This window comes from Acinetobacter entericus (assembly GCF_026168575.1).
Lineage (GTDB): Bacteria > Pseudomonadota > Gammaproteobacteria > Pseudomonadales > Moraxellaceae > Acinetobacter > Acinetobacter bouvetii.
This window is the reverse complement of sequence record NZ_JAPEQW010000033.1, coordinates 1-19,805: the sequence shown is the minus strand read 5'-3', so window position 1 is coordinate 19,805 and position 19,805 is coordinate 1. Positions and strand designations below refer to the sequence as shown.

The following is a 19,805-nucleotide window of genomic DNA, read 5'->3' as shown; positions in this document are numbered from 1 at the left end:
CCAATTTAAAACCAAACTTTTCAATCGGAAATGATTTCATCTACATAACGGTTTTTTCGATCAGTCAACAGTAGAAAATTAATCGTGCAGAAAGCACATCAAAAAATATTTTTTAATACACATTTTGGATTTCTGAGTATGGAGGCCGTGTCAGATACGGACCAAGCACTATTTTGTTTAAGGCTATAAATATGGGGGAGAGGCCTTCATTTGGATTGCTGATTTTTCTTTTTTATAAATAAATATTTATTGAATGGATTTAAAGAAAAGATTTAGTATGTGATATGCACAGCAATAGTTGTAATGCAATCCGTGAATTTACCAGATACCCAGTATTTTTTGCTTGTTGTCCCAGTCTGCTTAATATTGATAGGCGGTGTCTTTATTGCTGCTCATTTGGTTTTTAAAGCGCCAAAATATCTGTTGTGGATGGGGATCGGCTGCATTTTGCCTTATTTGGCATTGGGGCTGCAGAGCTTAATGACGAATGAGCAGTTAACAGCAACCGCACCTTGGATTGGGATTTTGTATCTTGGCGGTGCATGGTCAGTTGCACACGGCATGACTGTAAAAGCAAATTCTCAGCCTAAACCCATTCTGTCCGCAGCTGTTGTGGCATTGGGGCTTATGTTTCTGTTTTATTTTGCCTATGTCGATGAGCAATTATGGTTCAGGATGATCACGATCAATCTGATTATTCTATGCCTTGAGGCGCTGGCGCTTCCTGCAGTCTATGCATTATATAAAAAATCTTCCGGCTTGCTGAAGCTGCTGAGCTTCAGTTATTTTCTGCTTTTTTCATATGCATTATTAAGAACATTGGCTGTTGTTTTTTTTCTGCAAAATGTAGACCGCATTATGCTTTCAGCTTCCTCATGGTGGATGCTGATGCTGGCGATCAATATTGTTTTAAGCTTATGGTTTACCATCATTGTTTCTGCATCCACCATTAAGGAATTCTTTACAGTACTGAACGAAGAGCGAATCAGAGATCCATTAACTGGGCTTTATAACAGAATCGGTTTTTTCGAAAAATCTAAAGCATTGTTTATCGACCCATGTGCTGGCCATATTTATGTGGTGATGTGTGATATTGATTTTTTTAAAAGCATTAATGACACATGGGGGCATACGGCTGGGGATCAAATTTTATGCAGGGTCGCTGCGCTGTTAAGGGAAAGCATCCGTCAAAAAGACATAGTCGCCCGATTTGGCGGCGAGGAATTTATTATACTTTTTCAAAGTACAGACGAAGCATCATCTTATTATTTGGTGGAGCGGTTGCGCAGTAAGATTGAAAAGCAACTGTTTATGAATAATATCAAAGTGACAGCAAGTTTTGGTGTTGCATGTATGGCCAATGAAGAAGATTTAATGAATGCTTTGGAAATGGCGGATAAGCGGCTTTATTCTGCTAAAAATAACGGGCGTAATCAGATTTGCTTTGAGTTGTGAAAATATGGTGCAACCGTCTCCCTTGCTTGGGCATTGAATGTTATAAAAATAGACATCTGCCTATGCTTAAAGGGGATAGTCGAGCTGCTTTAGCTTTTTTCATGAATCAGTTCGATTTACCTGAAGTCGAAACTCAGCCTGCGATTTCAGTGATTTTAAGCGGCAACTAAATATTCAGCATATTAAAGCGCTGTCCAAATGGTTTAATGTCTAGACAGATGTGTTTTGAGGTAGAGACATAAAGTATTTTCACGTCTGCTCTTGCTAACTTTTATTTGAGAATTGAGTTGTATTTATTCAGTGGTGCAATGCGATTTTACCCAATATATTTTTATTCATTAATAGATAAATAAAATCAATCAGTTAAGATAATGTTGAAAATAGCCAGTATTACTGTTTTAACATTAAATTATTGTTATTACTTTAATTTTAAGTATTAAATTACTGTTCACTGCCGCATAGGCGGCTTAAAAAGGAAAGCGCCTTTCTACATATGGCGATGGTGTAGGGGGGATGGCTATTTGTTTCGGAACCATAGTTTATCCTAACGGAATTAAAGTCAAGAAAGTCGATATCTGCACAGAATCACAAGCTAAGGCTTACATGTCCTATGATTTAAAGCCATTTGAATTGGCTGTAAAGAATGTGGTTACTGTACCGTTTAATCAAAATCAATTAGATGCACTCGTTTAACTTGCCTACAGCATTGAGACAGGCGCTTTTAACAAATCAACTTGAGTAAAAAAAGCTGAATATTAATGAGTTTTTCCGTTATTGTATTTCAGTTCTAATGAAATTAACGCATTAGAACTGAAATGATTTCATAATTAGAAACTGTAATTTTTATCATTGCCTAGTTTTGAAAATTGAACTTCCATGTCATTAAATGCATCAGTGAAGCCATTCAGTGAAACTTTATTTTCAATTAACTGTTTTTTATTATTATAGAATCGTGTAAATGCATAATTTCCACGTTTGAATTGTTTAATCAGCTCAGAACTATTTCTAAATAAACCCTCTCTTTCTTGGAGAATTTCTTTGTTATCTATATGAATAAAAACAGGATTGTTTTTTAATTGCTTTTCGCCAATATTTACAATGTATTGATTGTTAACATGTAAAATAGAAATAGGGCCTTTACTCATAATACAGGCTTTCATATCTTCAAATACTTTGTATTGACATTTTATTTTCCAGCTGGCGCGTTCGATTAGCTTGTTTTCCATTAAATCGATTTCAGCATTGCTGCTTGATTTTGCATTAACTTTTAAAATCAAAGTGGAAAGTTGGTCTTCAGATGCAGATACATTGTTTGCAGTGATGAGCATTAAAAAAAGGAAGTATAAATAATTTTTTTTACGCATAATGAAATCCCCAATATAAATAAAAGTATTTAAAAGAGGTCATGATAATCAGTAATTTTTTGATATCTATTGCTTAAAGTATCATTTTTAAAAAAAACAGCAATTTAATCTACAAATTAGTACTAAAGTATAAATTGCTTCTCATTTTTTGCTGTAAAATAGCGATACCATCAAGCTGGGCTAATGCTTTTAGAAAATGGTTGATGTTGTGTGATGATCATGATTTTGCTATCAGGCTGAACAGAGCATTCGATTTCGATAAAAGTGAATGACACTGTATTGTGCAGTGTATGAATTGAAAGCCTTCAAGTAAGGGGATTCCGTATAATCATGTATTAACTAAAATTTTGGCTAATTTAAGTTAATGGCCGGAATTTTCATCAATGTTATTACGTAAATTTTATTCTATTTAAGAAGGGATTTAAGGCACCTGATGCGAAAGGCTCACTAATTGGGCCTTTCGGTTATTTTTAAAGAGTAAAACAAAGCGTATTTAATCCTGTTGGTTTGGTTGTTGCGGTTGTTGCGGTTGTTGCGGTTGTTGCGGCTGCTGTTGCTGATTCTGCTTATCTGTTTGTTGATTAGGCTGTTGCTGCTGCTGGCCAGGTTGCTGATTGGGTTGGTTTTGCTGTTGTTGATTAGCCATTTTAATTTCCATCCATAAAAGACTTTAGCTAAGAGTTCAATTTACTCCTTAAATTTTAATTTCCCAGCTCAACTTTGTTTCAATGTCGGTCAATGTAATCTTGACTACTGTAAATAGCTGACATGCAATAAAGCTTTATTTAGTGCAGTAACATTCCTTACCAAACACCCTTAAAAATTCATCCACTTTTATCATTTCTTCTTCTTCGGACAAGTCTTCTTGCTCCCGTCTAGCAAGCACATGCTTGATCATCGCCGTTTAAACTTTTCCAGTCTGTTTACCTATCAGATTGTGAAAATTCATTCATGAGTAAGTATGTTCCAGGTGCTCTTTGATATTGGTCAATCATTGGAACTAATCTCTTGAAATGCTCAGTTTTACAATGTGTATCTAATGCAGCCCGGTCTGGCCACTCTTCTATAAATACAAAATGTCCAGGATCTTTCTGATCAATAAAAAGATTGTAAGAAAGACATCTAGGCTCCTTTTTTGTTTTTCCTACGAGTTCCTTATATAAAGGCATAACTGCTTCAAGATGTTCCAGTTTAATAAAATCTTGTGCAATGACTTTTAGCATGAGTGGCTTATCCAGATTTTAGTTTAAAGTTTTGAGTGAAAAATAGAGTAGTTCTGATGAGCAGGTGAGTGAGACAGTATCATACCAATCAATCAAATTATAAATATCAAAAGTTTCCTAATGAGCTGAGAAAATTATAAAAAATCCTTTACCTTGGAGTAACTCCATAGTTTTCAATAAGGATAGTGAAAACTTGATGAGACCATAATGGAAAAATTGCTGAAAGAAACACCACTCTTGAACTATGAACATCCTTCAATACAGCAGCTATTAGCGAACAGGAAATGGCATGAATTAGGGGATGTAGAAAAAGTAAAAAGTATTTATAACTTTGTTCGGGATGAAATAAAGTTTGGCTATAACACGGGGGATAAAATTCCCGCTTCTGATATTCTAAAAGACGGTTATGGGCAATGTAATACAAAAGCAACCTTATTGATGGCGCTGCTGAGAGCAAGCCAAATACCGACTCGACTGCATGGCTTTACAATAGATAAAGAGTTGCAAAAAGGGGCTATTGACGGTATTTGGTATAAACTCTCACCTCAAAATATTCTACATAGCTGGGTAGAAGTTTATGTGAACGGACATTGGTATATTTTGGAAGGCGTTATACTTGATCAGCAGTATCTTCAAGAACTCAAAGCAATCAATAAAAACGTTACAAAGACATTTTGTGGTTTTGGAGTATTTACCGACAACTTTGCCAACCCGCCTGTAGCCTGGAATTTAAATGATACTTTTATTCAAGATAAAGGGATTAATCAAGACTTTGGGCTATTTGACAGTCCTGATGATTTTTACAGGAGCCATCAGCAGGAACTGAGCTATATTCAAAATTTCTTTTTTAAGTATTTAATAAGACACTTAATGAATAAGAATGTAAATATGATTAGGAATAAAGGCGGTTAGACGCTATTAGCAGCCAACCACAGTATTTGTATTTCGCAAAAATAGAGCGCCGTGGAGTTTGTAAATTATTTTGTATAAGTTCCATTTTTATTAATGATTTTTTCATCAATCATCAAAGTGAATCGTAAATCACATCACAGCCTTTTTTGAATGGGCAAGGCTCTCTCTTCATCAGGTTTTCCAGCATCGTCTGCATCTGCTGCAATTGCCCAATTTTCTCCCGAACTGTATTGAGCTTATCCTGCAAAATTTCCTGAAACTGTTCGGCAGGAATTTCACTTTCATTCACCAAATGGATGATCTGCCTGATCTCAGCAAGAGTAAATCCCAGATTTTTCGCAACCTGTATTAGCTGCAGCTGCTGCAGCGTTTGTTCAGGATAATCCTTATAGCCGTTATTACGAATCAGAGGATGAATCAGCTGCATTTTTTCATAAAAACGGATGGTATCCCGGCTCATATTCATCTGTTGTGACAATTCACCAATCAACATGTGTAAAGCTCCTTTAGGATTAATTTTTCAAAAAATGCTTGACCATAGAGTGTACTCCATACTTTAGCTTAAGTATGAGCAATTCGACAGAGTATACATTCATGCACACCTCAAATCAGACCGCCCTCGTAGTAGGCGCAACAGGCTTTATCGGTAAATTTCTAATATCACGCCTGCTTAGGGATAATGTTCAAGTGTTTGCCTTATGTCGCAATATTGATCAACAAGCCCCGCAGCTTCAGCAATGGCTGACACAGCAGGGCATTGCGCATCAACAGTTATATTTCATTCAGGGCGATATTACCCTGCCCAACTTAGGGCTGTCTAAGCAGGACTGGCTGCAGCTCAAAACAGTCAATTATCTTTATAACACCAGCGCCTTATTTGCATGGCACTTAACGATGCAGCAGGCTAAGGCAGTCAATGTTGATGGGCTTGAACGATTGTTAGACAGTGTTAGCAAGCATTGCCAATTAGAACGGGCAGTACATCTATCAGGCTATATGCTGACTTTGGATGCACACTTGCAGGCAGCCGGCATTTATCGCGAGCGCAGTGAGCAGACTGATTGGCCACAGGTCTATGCTAGATTGGGAGCATATGAAGCATCTAAAATTCAAGGGCATTTCACTTGGGTTAAACATGCCGATCAGCATAATATCCCATGGACAGTTATCCACCCAGCCACCGTTATTGGTGATGAAACAACTGGAGAGATCCCATCTCATCAGCCGATTGCACATCTAATCCGGCAAGTGAAACAAGGAAAAATGACGGCTATTCCTGGTACACGGCAGCACTCTTTGCCATTAGTTTCGGTGACGATGCTGGTTGATGCCATAATTCATGCTGCCCAAGATCCAAGCATGCATCAGCAGGAAATTCTAGTGGCCAATCCAGAGCAAGTTTCCTTTCAGGAATTGATTCAGATGATTGCACAGCATCTGCAGGTCAATGCGCCGCGTCACTTTATTTCGCTAAAATTACTTCAGCCGATTTTAAAATGGCGATGGTTAGCGCGAAAACTGGATATGTCTACAGAAATGCTGAATTTCCTTAGAACCGAGCGGCTTGATTTGGAGCAGTTTATTACATTGAATCAGCAGTGGAATATTCCCACTACAGATATTAAGAGCAAAATAGGAAAGACAGCGGCATGGGTTAGCCATTCATCTTGAAAATCATAAGCCCTCAATTGAGGGCTTACAGGGCTGTTTTGTATAATGTGTATTGTGTTAATTTTATGAAGAATTAATAATCTAAATGCATAACGCCGTATTATTAATGAATTAAGTAATCGATGCTAATAAAACAGCTCAGATTATAATAATGGAACTCATATAAATTAGTTTACAGGCTCAGAAATAATTATGAAAACAATATATGCATTACTAACCCTAATAGGGGTAGCACTGCCATTTTCACAATTTATAATGTGGTTGACTGAATATGGATTTAATTTTACTCTGTTTTTTCAGCAAATTATTGAGAATCCATTAGCAATTTTTGCATGGCTAGATGTTATTGTAACGGTAATTGTTATTGTATTTATGGTTATGAGTGAAGGTAAAAACCTTAAAATGAAAAGATTATGGATTCCTATAGCCGCATCATTTATAGGGGGAGCTTCTGTAGGACTTCCGCTGTTTTTATATATGAAGCAATGTCATCTTGAAAAAATTAATTTGAAAAAAAGTTGAATCAACTTTTTCATTTTTTCTTCTTCAGGCACTTCTTACCATTTTTATGAAATTGATTTTCGAGTAGACCGTTTTTTCTTAATTTGATCAGGTGGGAAATAGGCTGCAAGACATTAAAAGAAATAGGGCGGTTGAGCTGTTATCATTAAAAATTGATTTTTGAGTTTTAAAAATGCCACCGTATCGGTGGCATTTCTTATATGTTGCCGTTTAGTATTTAATTTACCCGCGAATAAAAGTCTGATTAGCAAAGCTTTTTTAGGGGGATGCAATCAGATTAAGTATTTGCTAAAGCAGCAATATGCTGAGGAAAGTTTCCTTCAGCACCAGCAGCATTGATATGGTTGAAATATTTATACCAGCCACTGGCGTGAATTCCTTCAAGCAAAGCTTCACGGGCCTGGTGATTTGGAAAACGCCAAATACCTAAAAACTGATGCTCGCTGGCTTGGTCAATTTTATGAACTGTTTCAGTCAATGTTAAGACCTCAACTCCTATATCGGATAAGTTTCCCATTGCAGCCCCAACATTGTTCAAGTATTGCTTGCGTTCTTTAATAGGCAAGGACTGCCAAACAGCATTTGGCGTATATAATTCGACGAGATAATGATGCATGTTTTTCCTCTCAGGCTTGTTGTTTTAAACTTGTATATCGATATGAGGCTTATTCAACTCCGATGTTTCATGACATTCGTTTATAAGATTGCTGGCCACTTTTCCCAGCAGAACCGTCAATTGAGAGCGTTCTTGCGCTGAAAGATTGCCAAAAATACTGGCGATCCAGCGGCTATGGTGTTCAAACACCGTTTTAGCCATTTCTTTGCCCTGTTGAGTGAGCCGGATTGTTAAAGCGCGGCGGTCATTGGCATCTGCATGCCGCTCAATTAAGGCATTGCGTTCCAATCCATCTAACAGCCCTGTTACTGTTGCGCGGGTGATGCCAGCCCGTTCAGCCAATACTTTAGGTGCTAAGCCTTCAGGCGCAGCATCAAGTAAAAATAGAAGCACAAATCTTCCTTCCGATAAGCCGTAAGGCGCCAGCTGTATTGCGCAATCACGATCAATCATTGACGCAAGTGAAAGTGTTTGAAAGCAAAGCTGGATACCTTCGATACCTGGTATTTTCCGCTGTTCGGCTTCGTTTAAGAGAGCTTTGTATTTTTGTTCAAGCTGCATTTGATTTTTCACCATATAGTATAGTGGCTAACTATAATGTCGACTTTTATAACTGTCAATATTTAGTGTTGAAAAAGATATTAATGAGCTGATTTCTTTTTTATGATTTCATAAGGTTATTTTTGATTGCATAATTTGCGCATAGCCATTTGTTTGAGAATACCTTCATGGGGGTACTTCTATAAAGATTGATAGTGAAATGGTTGCGTAAGCCAAAATATATGGCTCTGCTCAAAACCGAAGTGTTACCAAGAAAATTGAATACTGGGCGCGCATTGCTAAAATTGCGCAAGATAACCCCGATTTAACATTTGATGATATTTCGGACCTTTTAATCGGTATGGTGCAAGTAAAATCTAGAACAACGACACCTTATAAGTTTGGCTGATTTTGTGTATGGCTTTCATGCATTTTAATTAAAGAAACAAATTAGCTTAATAAGAAAGTAGATTTTGATTGGCTTGCAGGGAGATCAATGTAATGGCGAAACATACTAATTTAGAAACACGTGCCATGATCGGCCCATTAGCGCGTAAACGCAGCGGCATGCTGCAGCACGAAGTTGCTATTGAATTGTTTGGTGTGGAGCAAAAGAACCGCATTTCAGGGATGGAAAATGGTAAAATGCTATCGGATGCTGAACTGCTTCAGGTCATGTGCAGGCTTTATCATGTTCCAGTTGATTGGGTTTTAGGGTTTAGGATCAACCCTGAGCTGAATGAAAATGAATCCGTAGCCGGCGTTCTTTGTCAAAGTGGGTGGTAAGGGTGACCATGAGAAGTTTAAGCATCCTGATAAATCAGGACATGTAGTTGTTCAGCACCCGCGTAAAGATATGCCGATTGGGACTTTGCGTAATATTTGTAAACAAGCAGGCTGGAAGTGGAGGTAAATATGTTGTATCCAATATATGTTCATAAAGACCAAGATTCTAGTTATGGTTTAACTTTTCTTGACTTTGAAGCTTTTGTGCGGTTGACGATATGCAGGATATACAGTGCATGGCGCAAGAAGCCGTAGAAGTATATTTTGATGGAGAAGATGACCTATTACCTGAACGGTTAAGTCCTGAAAAATGAATGGGTGATGAACGCTTTGAAGGTGGTTATGGGCTATTAGTTGATATTGATGCTTCTAAGGTGAATAGCAAGTCTGTGCGTATTAATATCAGCATGCCTGAAGCACTGGTAAAACACATCGATACTGTTGCTAAAAAAACAGCATTTAAGCTGTTCAGCATTCTTAGCAAAAATTGCAGAGATGGCTCTACATTGATTTTGAAAGATTATGTATATAGCCCTGCGAAAGTAGGGCTTTTTTATGTTTCACTGAATTTCAAAATGGTGTTTCTTAGTCACCATTTTAATTTCTATACCCCGATAATATCTGATCATTAAGTCCTTTATGTCTTTAGTGACGTGTTCATGAAATTTTTGATCTTTCATTAGCTTTGAGTATGTCATATATCCAATAACAAGTAATTTTGGACCTTTTCCAGTTTGCTTGAATTCTTCAATATGTTTATTAATTTCTTTAACACTAATATTCATTTTAAATTACTGCCGATAAACATTACTTTTTGTATAACAGAAAAATATGACAATTTAAAAATTTGGTTAAACTTTTAAGTTGGAACTAACGGCAAGCTCTTATCGTTCACTTTGCCAAAATTGCCCTATTGATGAATAGAGCAATTTTATGGACAATCTCAACCTTGCGGCAATTACAGATCAAACGCCGTATGTTCAAAAAATTAAAGGCACTTTAGAGAAAGCGACAGAGTAATCTATTTCACTAACGGAAATTAAGGGTGCAACGCAAAGGCGGTGTAAGTGTTGCCCCAATTATATTTTTATTTGCTGGTGGACAAGAACTCATTTTATTTGCCCGCGCAAGTGCAGATGTGTTTAAAGCTTCACTAAATGGTAAGGAAATCGTACTGCACAGCCCAAGATTGAGCCGCAGAATAAAAAAGAAAAGGTGCATATCCCGCGGCGTCAGACCAATAGCGTGCCTAAACAGTTGTCAGAAAAACTGGAACATGAAAAAAACTTGATCAGGAAATAGCGGATAAGACAACACAGCGTGATCAGTTACTGCAGCAGTTAGAGCAGGCTAAAGATAAGACTTCTTAAATGTATGAATTTGTCAAAGAACAGGAGCGGAATGTAAATAATCATAAAAAACCGTTCCAGTGCGCTGAAAGCTGGAACGTTTTTGATTAAGACATTGATTTAGAATGAATAAATTAAAGTATTTAGTATAAGGTGTATCAGGTAATTTTAGAAAATCTTTTAAGATTGATCTGAATGCTAAACCATTTCTACAGACACATGACGATCTTGCCCAGCCTTAAAACCAACATAAATTAAAGCGAGTGCCACACAGGCTAAAAAGATTTCAACCTTTATAAAATGGCCCGGTGACGGATACAGCAGTCCTACCATCAATGGTCCAAAAGCACCAAATCCAAAACCGACACTTTGCACCATACTGGATAATTGCGCTGCCACATGGGTATTCTCTGAACGTAAAACAATCATGGCCATTGCAATAGAAGTTAAAGCCCCTTGTCCCAGCCCCAGGATCACTGCCCATAACCAGATCGTGTGCATGGGTGCCATCAAACAGCCGAAAAAGCCAATCACAGTCAATAAAACTACAACGACATTAAACCATGACTGATGTGGAAGACGGGTGGCAATGACGGGGGCCAGAAAACAGGCAATAGTTTGTAAAAAAATAGAAATAGATACTATAAAGCTTGCATCAAAAGCAGCAATTCCACGATCTCTGAGGAACGGTGATAACCAGCCAAATACAGTAAATGAGTACATAGATTGAAGTGCCATAAATAGCGTGACTTGCCATGCCAATTTGCATTGCCAAAGACCATGAATTTTGGGAGCAATGATTTTTAAGCCGACACTATGTTTTGGGTATTGAAATAACCAGAAAAGCCAAGCCAATATCGCAGGAACTACCCATATCGCTAAAGCGCTTGATCAGTCCCCATGAAAAAATTGCTGTAAAGGGAGCGTTGTTCCTGCTGCAACGGCTGCACCGCCTAATAGAGCCATCGCATACAAACCTGACATTAGCCCAATAGATTGAGAAAAGTCCCGTTTAATCAGGCTTGGGAGTAAGACATTAATAATCGCGATTGCGCCACCAGCCAAAATCGTACCGGTTAATAAACCATTAAGCTCTCCTGTTCCTCGTAAGAGAATACCAACGGCAAGCACAAACATGATGATAAATATTGTTCTTTCAATTCCCAGTTTTTGTGCCAGTTTCGGTGCAAACGGTGCAAATAAACCAAGACAAAGTACAGGTAGTGTGGTGATTAAACTGGCCAATCCCGAACTGAGATGCAGTGATTGTCTAATTTCTGGCATTGACGCACCAAAACTAGGAAAGATGGTCCGTAAATTAAAAGCGACTAAAATTAAACTGCATGCCCAGAAAATCAGTGTTTTGGCATGTGAATAAGACGGTGTTACTGTTGAATCAATCTCTAGGCTACTCATGCATCTTCTCTATATAAAATACATACAATCCATATATTAAATATATATGTTAAATCATATGTATTAGATTAACATATGGATGTAAAATTAAACAATGGACATCAAATGAAAGACCTAGAATTCAAAGATCATTTTTCTAAAGGTTCTGAAGGTTATGCAGCTTACCGTCCTTCATACCCTATTGATTTAGTAGATGAGCTTGCTCATTTATGCCCTGCTAAAAACCGTGTTCTGGACTGTGGTTGTGGTACAGGACAGCTTTCAGTGCTATTAGCAGAAAGATTTGATGAAGTCGTTGCAACAGATGCAAGTTCTGCTCAAATTGAAAAAGCCAAAAAATGGGAAGGTGTAATCTATCGAACAGCTTTAGCTGAAGATAGCGGATTGCCAGATGAATCAGTCGATCTGATTACGGTTGCACAAGCTGCACACTGGCTGGATCTGGACCGCTTTTATCAGGAAGTGCAGCGTATTGCCCGACCCAATGCGATTTTAGCCCTCATTACTTATGGTGTTTTGCATGTAGAAGGCTCTGTCGATACGCTTATTCAGCAATTCTATTATCAGACGATTGGTTCATATTGGCCTGCCGAAAGAAAGCATGTTGAAGACGGATACCGAAACTTGCCTTTTCCATTTCCCGCAGTAGAGGTTCCTGAGGTCAACATGCAGGCATTTTGGAATCTGGATGAATTAATGGGCTATTTTAATACCTGGTCTGCAGTAAAAGAGGCTGAAAAAGTGCTCGGTTTTAATCCAGTTTGTCAATTTAGAACAGCGTTATTAGCTGAATGGAAAGATCCTGCGATCAAGAAAAAAATCACCTGGCCTTTATCTATCCGGGCTGGAAAAGTGAATGCTGCATAATTTAAGGAAAAAAATGACAAACAATATTCCATCTGGCTTGACCTATACACAAGAAATTATAGTTGATGAATCTTTAATTGTTCCTCAAGTCTCAACGAAGTTTACTGGCTTTGCCGATATGCCACCGGTATTTGCCACAGCCTATATGGTGGGTTTTGTAGAATGGACTTGTGTAGAAGCGCTGCATCCTTATCTTGAGCCTCAGCAACGGACGGTCGGCATACACGTCAACCTCAGCCATAATGCGGCCACTCCAGTTGGCATGAAAGTCACTGCTGAAGTGACGTTGACGCATATTGAAGGAAAAAAATTAACCTTTGCTGTAATCTGCCGAGATGAAGTGGATGTGATTTGTGAAGGAACTCATGAGCGTTTTATTATCGATCATGAAAAATTTCTGACCCGTGTTCAAGCCAAATCAGCAGTGACAAATGAGCCTTAATTAAGCATTTCAGAAAGGTGAGGAATAACTTTTCAGGAACTCCAGTAAAGTTTTTGCAGCACTGCTGAGAGGTCGGTCAGATGACCAACATGCACCGACCTTTAAGGAGTCACCTTTCTGGTAAGGAAGTTTTAGTGGAATAATACCTGACTCATTTTCAAGCGCAGCCAAAGGTAAGGTAGTTATGGCCAAACCTGAACGTACAGCAGATAAAATAAGCGCTGGGTTTTCTGACTCCAACACAATATTCAACGGTATGCCTAAAGCTGTTGAATGGCGTTCAAGCAAATCCCGTTGATGATATCCAGCTGGATAGATCGCTAAGGGCTGTGTGAGTAGTTTTTCCCAGGAAATGCTTTCAGCTTTACCAAGCTGTTGATGGAATGAGGTTGAGACACAAGCCACATTTTTTAAATCCCAGAGATATTCCGTTTCAACCTGAGGTTGTATTCCTTTATAAACGGTTAAGCCTAAATCTAAAGCTTCTTTCTTCACTAAAGCTTCAATTTCCAGGGCACCAGCTTGATAAACTTTAATGTGAATTTTAGGATATAACGCCATAAATTTCGGCAGCACTTGAGAGAGTGCAAATTGCGTCACCATTACTGGGGCTGCAATGCGTAATTGGCCAATAGAAAGATTTTCTAGATCCTTGAGCTCATCCTTTACATTCATTAACAGGCTCATCACTGGAGCTGCCCGCTCCTTGAGGAGACGACCACTTTCTGTCAGTTCAACTTTGCGGTTAGCTCGAATAAAAAGCTGTGTACCCAATTCTTTTTCTAGCTCTTTGATGCTAATACTGACTGCAGATTGAGCAACATCCAGTGCATGAGCAGCAGCAGAAAAACTGCCGTTTTCTATAACGGCCATAAACACTTCAATACGGCGTAGCTTTATCTTCATTTTATATGTAAGAATAGAATTTCATAAATTTATTATATAATAAATCTGATTTGTCTTTAATTAGATCCTTCCATTTAACCTAATGGTGGTTAGGTTCAGTTCTAGTGTGAGTTCCGAGTAGAAATCTCCAGTTTCTCCAAAGTAAAAATGTCTGCTTTTAGAATACTCATCTAGAGATTTTTTTAGCCATACGCTATTCAGGTTAGTTATTATTTTTATTAATAGGATATTCACTAGAGCCAAAAGAAGACTGCTTAGGCGGTCTTTTTTATTGGAACAACTACGCTGACTGCAGTCATAAAAAATCTTACCCTGAGCATAAATAACTTCAGGAACAGTTAATGCTGAATTTAGGTTTGAATGTACTGCTGGTCTTGCTCTTTTCAATGCATGTCTATTTTGCATTTAAGGGCTTTCGTGACAGTAAAGTACAGCTCATGAATCTTCTGCGTCAGGACGTCGTTGATAACGTTTTCAGACATTCACGGAAGATGCTGTATCTGCTGCTGATCCCAGCAGTTCTGATCACCGGCATTGCCACATGGTTTTTTTACAAAGTGCTGACTTACTGCGGCGCTTCAGACCTCATTCTGTTTACCTCAGATACGCTGATGCGGGTGATTTATGCAAACTGGTCAAGTTTGGCCAGTGAGCGCGGTTTAGGCTTCTTGGAATTTGTATTGCGCATGCTGTGGACTGATCAGTGGCAGATAAAGCGCATGTGGCATCCGATAAAAACCTATTTGAATTATCCAGCACATATTACGGTTGATGAAAAGCCAGATCATTTCCTTACAAGCCGGCTGCGTATTTCAATTGAGGACACAGTCGATACTTCCGAGATTATTGAGCTGTCACCTATATTGCGCCGGTTGGTCCCCGCCAATGTTGTGGTTAAGGTACATTCAAAGGCTTTGGATGTCGAATTGGGTGATAACTCAATTGGTGTCGGGGTATATGGTCGGGTTTATCAGGTAATTGATTTCAGCGATTTAGAACAAACTTAAAATAGCTTTAAAAAAAAGAGTCCACAATAGCCAATTGATGGACTCATGTCGCTTTATTCTAAAGACATACGATATTCAATCACTCCTGGCTTTTCAGCAACCCAGTCATATAATTTTTGGGCAGTATGATTGATTTCCTGTGTATGCCAATATAAACGCTCACACTGTTGAGCGATTGCATGTTTTTTTACATACTCAATCAAGTGTTTACCAATATACTGCCCACGAGTTGCGGGGCACACATATAAATCTTCCAAGTAACAATAATTCTGTGTTGCCCAAGTTGAACGGTGAATTACATAATGTACAAAACCTAAAATTTTATCCCCTTGTTTGGCAACTGCACAGTAAATTGGTTCTGCTTCATCAAAAAAGCGTTGCCATGTGGTTTGATTCACAGCACTGGATAAATTGACATTATAAAATTCTTGATAGGCAAGCCAAAAAGGCAGCCACTGCTGATAATCTTGTTGTTGAACAGGAATGACCTGAAGGTCTTGATTTTGCATGTTGACACATCCTTTTAACTGTTTGAAAAGATAGAGGCGCCAAGCATAATTTTTGTATGGTACTTTAATAAGATACAGTTTTAATCTTTTGCACAGTACCAGTTTTATTTTAATAGTGAATCTTTAGTACTTAACAAAAAATAGCATACTGCGAACAGTATGCTATTGATTAGTGATAACTTTAATTCTCGATAAAATCATAGGGAAGAAATAATTTTAAATTGTTTGTTAAGCACAAGATAAGCAATTAAGCCTAATACTAGGCCCCAAAATGCACCGCCAATCCCAAATAGCGTAATATTGGCTGCTGTGGCAAGAAAGGTAATTAAAGCTGCCTCACGGCTATCACTGTCACTCATGGCATTAGTAAGGCTTCCTGCAATCGTACCTAATAAGGCAAGTCCTGCTAATGAGCTGATAAATGCAGCTGGAAAAGCTGCAAATACTGCTGCAAGTGTCACTCCAAAAATTCCTACTAAAATATAGAATACACCAGCGGAAATTCCTGCCACCCAGCGTTTTGAAAGGTCTTCATGGGACTCTTTACCGGTACAGATTGCTGCTGTAATCGCAGCAAGATTAAATGCATGTGAACCAAATGGCGCCATCAAGAAGGAGCCTAAACCTGTTACAGCGAGAATAGGTTTGGCATTGGTTTTAAAACCTTCATTTTTTAATATCAGTAAACCAGGCATATATTGTCCAGTTAATGTAATTAAAAATAATGGCAAAGCAATACTTAATGCCGAATTGATGGAAAAAGCTGGGGCTGTAAAAATAGGTGACGCTAACTTTAATTCAAACCCCGCTAAATCAATTTGTGACTGAAGCAGCAGGAACATAAAACCAAAAAACAATACACTAACAATAGCATATCTTGCAGAAAAACGTTTGGTGATGAGATAAATTAAAAATAATGAAATTGCCAGAAATGGGTCAATGGTCATATTGGTAAAGGCAGCAATCCCGAACTGCAATAAAATTCCTGCTAATAAACCTGATGCAATCCCAATTGGTATCAGGCGAATCAGTTTCTCGAAATAGCCAGTAATTCCCAAAATCACAAATGCCAAAGCAGATAGTAAATAGGCTCCAATCGCTTCAGCATATGGTACGGTAACCAGAGCAGTTATTAGAAATGCAGCTGCAGGTGTAGACCACGCAGTAATAATAGGTTCTTTTGTATACCAACTTAATAATATTCCTGTGACACCAACACCGATAGATATTGACCATACCCATGAGGCCGTAAGTTCTGGACTAAGACCAGCCATCTGTGCAGCTTGGAAGATTAAAATAAATGTCCCTCCATAATTGACAATCACCGAGATTAAGCCTGCCATGATGGGAGGCAGTAGATCCTGAGATAGACGATGAAAAGATGTGTGCCGAAAAGACATAAATTTATCCCCCTAAAATATTTCAACAATGAAAGGGGTAGAGTGTATTTTTAATAATGGTATGGTCGTAAGATACACTTTTGATATTTTATAAAGTACCAGTTTGCCTATGAAAACAGCTTCTTCCGCTTATTTTCCACATTTAATTTTGCCAAAAGGACAGCAGATTAAGGAAGGTTTGTATTGTGCTTTAAGGGATGCGATTTTAGCGGGGCATTTGTCTTCTGGCACAAAACTGCCTTCAAGCCGGGCTTTGGCAGAAATGATGTCAATTTCCCGTAATTCGGTATTAGCAGCGTTGGAACGTCTGCTTGATGAAGGCTATTTAGTTACCAAACCCAGTTCAGGCACTTATGTAGCAGACGTTATTCCTGATCAATTGATTCAAATTCAAAATGATATACCGCATGCTGTACATCAATCGGTGCAAACGCTCAATATTAATCCAAATATCGCAAGTTTAATGCCGCATTGGCGCAAGCAGAATTTATCTAACCAAGAAAAGAAAATATTTCATGTGGGGGTAGGCTGTGTAGATTTATTTCCGCATCAACTTTGGGGGAAATTATTGGGGCGAGCTTGGCGACAATCCTATTATCAATTAGGACAGTTCCACGATCCACGAGGTTATCTGCCTTTGCGTCAGGCAATTTGCCAATATGTTCAATCTACCAGAGGATTAAATTGTACTGAACAGCAAATTTTAATCGTCAATGGGACACAACAGGCTATTCATTTGGCGGCGTATGCGCTGTTAGAGCACCAAGATCAAGTGTGTTTGGATGAGCCGGGTTATGATGCTGCTTTAAATATATTTCGCAGTTTTGGGGTAACCGTACAGCCGATTGAAAGTGATAATGAAGGCATGAAAATCCCTGACATTATTCAGCATTATGCAGACAGTAAGCTGATTTATACGGCACCTTCACATCAATTCCCACTTGGTGGCACACTAAGCCTTGCTCGGCGTTTGGCTTTGCTGGACTGGGCAACACAACAGCAAAAATGGATTTTTGAAGATGACTATAACAGCGAGTTTCGTTATGGAACACACCCAATTCAAGCACTGCAAGGCTTAGATCAACAGCAGCGTGTGATATATTCAGGGACATTCTCTAAAATGATGTTTCCTGAATTTAGGCTCGGGTTTATGGTTGTTCCTGAAGCCTTAATTGAGGTGTTTAGTCTGGCAAAATATTATACCGATACGTGCAGTTCCTATCTTGAGCAAGTCGCACTGGCAACATTTATACAGGATGGACATTATGCCCGGCATGTACGCAAAGTCCGTAAGGCCTGTCATGAGCGTCTACAGGCCTTAATTTCAGCTATTGAACACTTTCTTTTCGATGTATTAACTGTTGAACCTACTGATTCAGGTATTCATTTGGTATGTTGGCTTAAAGGAACTTGGACAGAGAAAAATTTTGTTGATGAATGTACAAAAGTAGGTCTCACAGTACAGCCTTTGTCACGATATTGCCAGACTTCATCTCAAAAAGCAGCCGTGCTAATAGGTTATGCTGCACATACAGTTAATGAAATTAAGGAAAGTATTGAAAGATTGGCAAACGCTATTAAAAGAATTTAATTTTAAGGATAGGCATTTTTATGGATTATGAGTCGATAATTCAAGGGGAGTCTGGAAAATATATTCCCTTGGATCATTAAGATTATCCCAGCTGTCGTTGCAGCTTTGCTTGCTTTAGTGTTAAGCGGCGATATTGATAAAGAGGGAAAAATTTAAATTTCAATGGGGGTGATTGGTAAGTTTGTAGCCAGTGTCACGGTGAGCTTGTGCGGTGGATCCGCCTTTATTGAACACTTTGACATGCTTAAAACGTCAACGATGTATCAAGGTTTTGTGATGCTGATGTTTGCTGTTTTTGGCCTTCTTGCAATCGGCATTTTATATCAATCGATTGCACTGCTAAAAGGCAAACCATTACCTGAGGTCATTTCAGAAATTAAATCTGCATTTGTTTCTATTTGGGGCAATGGTAAAGGAGGCAGTGGCCGTGAGTAAAAAACTAACTATAAAACAAATTGAAAACCAAGCCAATTTACTCGGCATTGAAGTTGCTGCACTTAAGGCTGTGATCGAAGTGGAATGCAAAAATTTCTGATCAAATGATGATTAAGCGGCTGGATCTATGCAGTAGAAGTGCATGCGGCTACGGTTTGTATTCAGCCCAGCACGGTCGATTGAATGCCGCGGCGCAGTATCATCGTGCTTCTGCACTGGAGTCTCCAGTTGGGGCATTGGGCTGGTGATGGGTTATCACTGGAAGGTATTAGGGTATGCAACACTTCAGGTGTTTATCAATGCCATGTATAAAGATGAAGCCTTGCAGCTTGATGCTATGCGTCGATACATTAAAGTGAATGACCTGATCAACGCATTAAAGAACAAAGACTGGAAGATGTTTGCGCGCGGTTATAACAGTGTTGCATATGCCAAGAATAGCTACGATATAAAGCTGGTCAATGCTTATAAAAAATGGTTAGCAGAGTGAAGCCGGCTGTTTTAATGCTGTGCATCCTGTTTTCAGGCTGCACAGCGTATTCAATCTCCNGCGGTTATAACAGTGTTGCATATGCCAAGAATAGCTACGATATAAAGCTGGTCAATGCTTATAAAAAATGGTTAGCAGAGTGAAGCCGGCTGTTTTAATGCTGTGCATCCTGTTTTCAGGCTGCACAGCGTATTCAATCTCCACAAAAGTTCATGTCACTGTATGCGTGCAGTGTGTGAATTGAAAAGCTCTAAACTGAGGCTTGTTATTCACCAATTAAAATGTCTATGCGATAAACCATTTA

Annotated in this window: 24 protein-coding genes and 2 pseudogenes; 15 read left to right on the top strand and 11 right to left on the bottom strand. The window is 38.6% G+C overall.

The window, feature by feature from the left end; all coding sequences use genetic code 11:
- The first annotated feature begins 303 nt into the window (after positions 1–303).
- Complete coding sequence (locus OKC24_RS17145; protein WP_130145597.1) at positions 304–1,455, top strand: GGDEF domain-containing protein; 1,152 nt, start codon at positions 304–306, stop codon at positions 1,453–1,455.
- A gap of 486 nt (positions 1,456–1,941) precedes the next feature.
- Positions 1,942–2,148, top strand: a pseudogene (locus OKC24_RS17140) (glycoside hydrolase family protein); the annotation flags it as partial.
- 134 nt (positions 2,149–2,282) lie between these two features.
- Here OKC24_RS17140 and OKC24_RS17135 read toward each other — a convergent pair.
- The 3 genes from OKC24_RS17135 to OKC24_RS17125 form a co-directional block, all read right to left on the bottom strand.
- Positions 2,283–2,819: an invasion associated locus B family protein gene (locus tag OKC24_RS17135; RefSeq protein WP_130145601.1), complete on the bottom strand. Its 537-nt coding sequence runs from the start codon at positions 2,817–2,819 to the stop codon at positions 2,283–2,285.
- Between the two features lie 493 nt (positions 2,820–3,312).
- Positions 3,313–3,465, bottom strand: a complete 153-nt coding sequence (locus tag OKC24_RS17130; protein WP_265466048.1) for a hypothetical protein — start codon at positions 3,463–3,465, stop codon at positions 3,313–3,315.
- Between the two features lie 277 nt (positions 3,466–3,742).
- Positions 3,743–4,042, bottom strand: a complete 300-nt coding sequence (locus OKC24_RS17125; RefSeq protein WP_131275839.1) for a putative quinol monooxygenase — start codon at positions 4,040–4,042, stop codon at positions 3,743–3,745.
- Between the two features lie 207 nt (positions 4,043–4,249).
- On the opposite strand from OKC24_RS17125, the gene OKC24_RS17120 reads away from it, so the two are divergent.
- Positions 4,250–4,954: a transglutaminase-like domain-containing protein gene (locus OKC24_RS17120; protein WP_130145605.1), complete on the top strand. Its 705-nt coding sequence runs from the start codon at positions 4,250–4,252 to the stop codon at positions 4,952–4,954.
- A gap of 112 nt (positions 4,955–5,066) precedes the next feature.
- Here the strand turns inward: OKC24_RS17120 and OKC24_RS17115 are convergent, their stop codons facing one another.
- The gene (locus tag OKC24_RS17115; RefSeq protein WP_130145607.1) at positions 5,067–5,447 is read right to left on the bottom strand and encodes a MerR family transcriptional regulator; all 381 of its coding nucleotides are present in this window, start codon (positions 5,445–5,447) and stop codon (positions 5,067–5,069) included.
- A 101-nt stretch (positions 5,448–5,548) separates the two neighbouring features.
- Here OKC24_RS17115 and OKC24_RS17110 point away from each other — a divergent pair, with 101 nt between their 5' ends.
- Both OKC24_RS17110 and OKC24_RS17105 read left to right on the top strand, forming a co-directional pair.
- Positions 5,549–6,625 (top strand): SDR family oxidoreductase, encoded by a 1,077-nt coding sequence (locus tag OKC24_RS17110; RefSeq protein WP_130145609.1) that lies wholly within the window; start codon positions 5,549–5,551, stop codon positions 6,623–6,625.
- Positions 6,626–6,817: 192 nt separating this feature from the next.
- Positions 6,818–7,147, top strand: a complete 330-nt coding sequence (locus tag OKC24_RS17105) for a DUF2834 domain-containing protein (protein WP_130145611.1) — start codon at positions 6,818–6,820, stop codon at positions 7,145–7,147.
- Between the two features lie 277 nt (positions 7,148–7,424).
- On the opposite strand, the gene OKC24_RS17100 is transcribed toward OKC24_RS17105, so the two are convergent.
- Positions 7,425–7,763 carry a DUF6616 family protein gene (locus OKC24_RS17100; RefSeq protein ID WP_130145613.1) on the bottom strand — a complete coding sequence of 113 codons (339 nt, stop codon included), beginning with the start codon at positions 7,761–7,763 and terminating at the stop codon, positions 7,425–7,427.
- A 24-nt stretch (positions 7,764–7,787) separates the two neighbouring features.
- Entirely contained in the window at positions 7,788–8,324 is a 537-nt protein-coding gene (locus OKC24_RS17095) for a MarR family winged helix-turn-helix transcriptional regulator (protein ID WP_171457727.1), read from the bottom strand.
- 217 nt (positions 8,325–8,541) lie between these two features.
- On the opposite strand from OKC24_RS17095, the gene OKC24_RS17090 reads away from it, so the two are divergent.
- From OKC24_RS17090 to OKC24_RS17075, 4 genes are all read left to right on the top strand, one after another.
- Positions 8,542–8,712: a TA system antitoxin ParD family protein gene (locus OKC24_RS17090; RefSeq protein WP_228257589.1), complete on the top strand. Its 171-nt coding sequence runs from the start codon at positions 8,542–8,544 to the stop codon at positions 8,710–8,712.
- A 92-nt stretch (positions 8,713–8,804) separates the two neighbouring features.
- A complete protein-coding gene (locus OKC24_RS17085; protein WP_228257579.1) occupies positions 8,805–9,089 on the top strand; it encodes a helix-turn-helix domain-containing protein in 285 nt (94 codons plus the stop codon).
- Entirely contained in the window at positions 9,079–9,216 is a 138-nt protein-coding gene (locus OKC24_RS17080; RefSeq protein ID WP_131275838.1) for a type II toxin-antitoxin system HicA family toxin, read from the top strand. The genes OKC24_RS17085 and OKC24_RS17080 overlap by 11 nt, the downstream gene beginning before the upstream one ends.
- A 187-nt stretch (positions 9,217–9,403) precedes the next feature.
- Positions 9,404–9,721, top strand: a complete 318-nt coding sequence (locus OKC24_RS17075) for a type II toxin-antitoxin system HicB family antitoxin (RefSeq protein WP_228257580.1) — start codon at positions 9,404–9,406, stop codon at positions 9,719–9,721.
- A 915-nt stretch (positions 9,722–10,636) separates the two neighbouring features.
- On the opposite strand, the gene OKC24_RS17065 is transcribed toward OKC24_RS17075, so the two are convergent.
- Positions 10,637–11,293: an MFS transporter gene (locus OKC24_RS17065; protein ID WP_213073338.1), complete on the bottom strand. Its 657-nt coding sequence runs from the start codon at positions 11,291–11,293 to the stop codon at positions 10,637–10,639.
- A gap of 36 nt (positions 11,294–11,329) precedes the next feature.
- Positions 11,330–11,854: an MFS transporter gene (locus tag OKC24_RS17060; RefSeq protein ID WP_130145623.1), complete on the bottom strand. Its 525-nt coding sequence runs from the start codon at positions 11,852–11,854 to the stop codon at positions 11,330–11,332.
- A 105-nt stretch (positions 11,855–11,959) separates the two neighbouring features.
- Here OKC24_RS17060 and OKC24_RS17055 point away from each other — a divergent pair, with 105 nt between their 5' ends.
- Together OKC24_RS17055 and OKC24_RS17050 are read left to right on the top strand one after the other, a co-directional pair.
- Positions 11,960–12,721: a class I SAM-dependent methyltransferase gene (locus OKC24_RS17055; RefSeq protein WP_131275956.1), complete on the top strand. Its 762-nt coding sequence runs from the start codon at positions 11,960–11,962 to the stop codon at positions 12,719–12,721.
- A gap of 13 nt (positions 12,722–12,734) precedes the next feature.
- A complete protein-coding gene (locus OKC24_RS17050; protein WP_130145627.1) occupies positions 12,735–13,163 on the top strand; it encodes a thioesterase family protein in 429 nt (142 codons plus the stop codon).
- Positions 13,164–13,172: 9 nt separating this feature from the next.
- Here OKC24_RS17050 and OKC24_RS17045 read toward each other — a convergent pair whose 3' ends face one another.
- Positions 13,173–14,069 (bottom strand): LysR family transcriptional regulator, encoded by an 897-nt coding sequence (locus OKC24_RS17045; protein ID WP_130145629.1) that lies wholly within the window; start codon positions 14,067–14,069, stop codon positions 13,173–13,175.
- Positions 14,070–14,410: 341 nt separating this feature from the next.
- On the opposite strand from OKC24_RS17045, the gene OKC24_RS17040 reads away from it, so the two are divergent.
- Complete coding sequence (locus tag OKC24_RS17040; protein ID WP_213073143.1) at positions 14,411–15,076, top strand: hypothetical protein; 666 nt, start codon at positions 14,411–14,413, stop codon at positions 15,074–15,076.
- Between the two features lie 53 nt (positions 15,077–15,129).
- Here the strand turns inward: OKC24_RS17040 and OKC24_RS17035 are convergent, their stop codons facing one another.
- Both OKC24_RS17035 and OKC24_RS17030 read right to left on the bottom strand, forming a co-directional pair.
- Positions 15,130–15,585 (bottom strand): GNAT family N-acetyltransferase, encoded by a 456-nt coding sequence (locus tag OKC24_RS17035; protein ID WP_130145631.1) that lies wholly within the window; start codon positions 15,583–15,585, stop codon positions 15,130–15,132.
- A gap of 197 nt (positions 15,586–15,782) precedes the next feature.
- A complete protein-coding gene (locus tag OKC24_RS17030; RefSeq protein WP_130145633.1) occupies positions 15,783–16,985 on the bottom strand; it encodes a benzoate/H(+) symporter BenE family transporter in 1,203 nt (400 codons plus the stop codon).
- 109 nt (positions 16,986–17,094) lie between these two features.
- Between OKC24_RS17030 and pdxR the strand changes: the two genes are divergently transcribed.
- From pdxR to OKC24_RS17015, 3 genes and pseudogenes are all read left to right on the top strand, one after another.
- Entirely contained in the window at positions 17,095–18,576 is a 1,482-nt protein-coding gene (gene pdxR / locus OKC24_RS17025; RefSeq protein WP_131275835.1) for a MocR-like pyridoxine biosynthesis transcription factor PdxR, read from the top strand.
- Positions 18,577–18,627: 51 nt separating this feature from the next.
- Positions 18,628–19,011: pseudogene (locus tag OKC24_RS17020) on the top strand (hypothetical protein).
- Positions 19,012–19,153: 142 nt separating this feature from the next.
- Positions 19,154–19,501 carry an N-acetylmuramidase domain-containing protein gene (locus OKC24_RS17015; protein WP_130145637.1) on the top strand — a complete coding sequence of 116 codons (348 nt, stop codon included), beginning with the start codon at positions 19,154–19,156 and terminating at the stop codon, positions 19,499–19,501.
- The last annotated feature ends 304 nt before the right edge of the window (positions 19,502–19,805 follow it).

Bases quoted from the DNA above. Each gene is read 5' to 3' on its own strand.
- OKC24_RS17145 (WP_130145597.1), top strand. From the start codon at position 304: ATGCAATCCGTGAATTTACCAGATACCCAGTATTTTTTGCTTGTTGTC.
- OKC24_RS17135 (WP_130145601.1), bottom strand. From the start codon at position 2,819: ATGCGTAAAAAAAATTATTTATACTTCCTTTTTTTAATGCTCATCACT.
- OKC24_RS17130 (WP_265466048.1), bottom strand. From the start codon at position 3,465: ATGGCTAATCAACAACAGCAAAACCAACCCAATCAGCAACCTGGCCAG.
- OKC24_RS17125 (WP_131275839.1), bottom strand. From the start codon at position 4,042: ATGCTAAAAGTCATTGCACAAGATTTTATTAAACTGGAACATCTTGAA.
- OKC24_RS17120 (WP_130145605.1), top strand. From the start codon at position 4,250: ATGGAAAAATTGCTGAAAGAAACACCACTCTTGAACTATGAACATCCT.
- OKC24_RS17115 (WP_130145607.1), bottom strand. From the start codon at position 5,447: ATGTTGATTGGTGAATTGTCACAACAGATGAATATGAGCCGGGATACC.
- OKC24_RS17110 (WP_130145609.1), top strand. From the start codon at position 5,549: ATGCACACCTCAAATCAGACCGCCCTCGTAGTAGGCGCAACAGGCTTT.
- OKC24_RS17105 (WP_130145611.1), top strand. From the start codon at position 6,818: ATGAAAACAATATATGCATTACTAACCCTAATAGGGGTAGCACTGCCA.
- OKC24_RS17100 (WP_130145613.1), bottom strand. From the start codon at position 7,763: ATGCATCATTATCTCGTCGAATTATATACGCCAAATGCTGTTTGGCAG.
- OKC24_RS17095 (WP_171457727.1), bottom strand. From the start codon at position 8,324: ATGCAGCTTGAACAAAAATACAAAGCTCTCTTAAACGAAGCCGAACAG.
- OKC24_RS17085 (WP_228257579.1), top strand. From the start codon at position 8,805: ATGGCGAAACATACTAATTTAGAAACACGTGCCATGATCGGCCCATTA.
- OKC24_RS17075 (WP_228257580.1), top strand. From the start codon at position 9,404: ATGGGTGATGAACGCTTTGAAGGTGGTTATGGGCTATTAGTTGATATT.
- OKC24_RS17060 (WP_130145623.1), bottom strand. From the start codon at position 11,854: ATGAGTAGCCTAGAGATTGATTCAACAGTAACACCGTCTTATTCACAT.
- OKC24_RS17055 (WP_131275956.1), top strand. From the start codon at position 11,960: ATGAAAGACCTAGAATTCAAAGATCATTTTTCTAAAGGTTCTGAAGGT.
- OKC24_RS17050 (WP_130145627.1), top strand. From the start codon at position 12,735: ATGACAAACAATATTCCATCTGGCTTGACCTATACACAAGAAATTATA.
- OKC24_RS17045 (WP_130145629.1), bottom strand. From the start codon at position 14,069: ATGAAGATAAAGCTACGCCGTATTGAAGTGTTTATGGCCGTTATAGAA.
- OKC24_RS17040 (WP_213073143.1), top strand. From the start codon at position 14,411: ATGCTGAATTTAGGTTTGAATGTACTGCTGGTCTTGCTCTTTTCAATG.
- OKC24_RS17035 (WP_130145631.1), bottom strand. From the start codon at position 15,585: ATGCAAAATCAAGACCTTCAGGTCATTCCTGTTCAACAACAAGATTAT.
- OKC24_RS17030 (WP_130145633.1), bottom strand. From the start codon at position 16,985: ATGTCTTTTCGGCACACATCTTTTCATCGTCTATCTCAGGATCTACTG.
- pdxR (WP_131275835.1), top strand. From the start codon at position 17,095: ATGAAAACAGCTTCTTCCGCTTATTTTCCACATTTAATTTTGCCAAAA.
- OKC24_RS17015 (WP_130145637.1), top strand. From the start codon at position 19,154: ATGCGGCTACGGTTTGTATTCAGCCCAGCACGGTCGATTGAATGCCGC.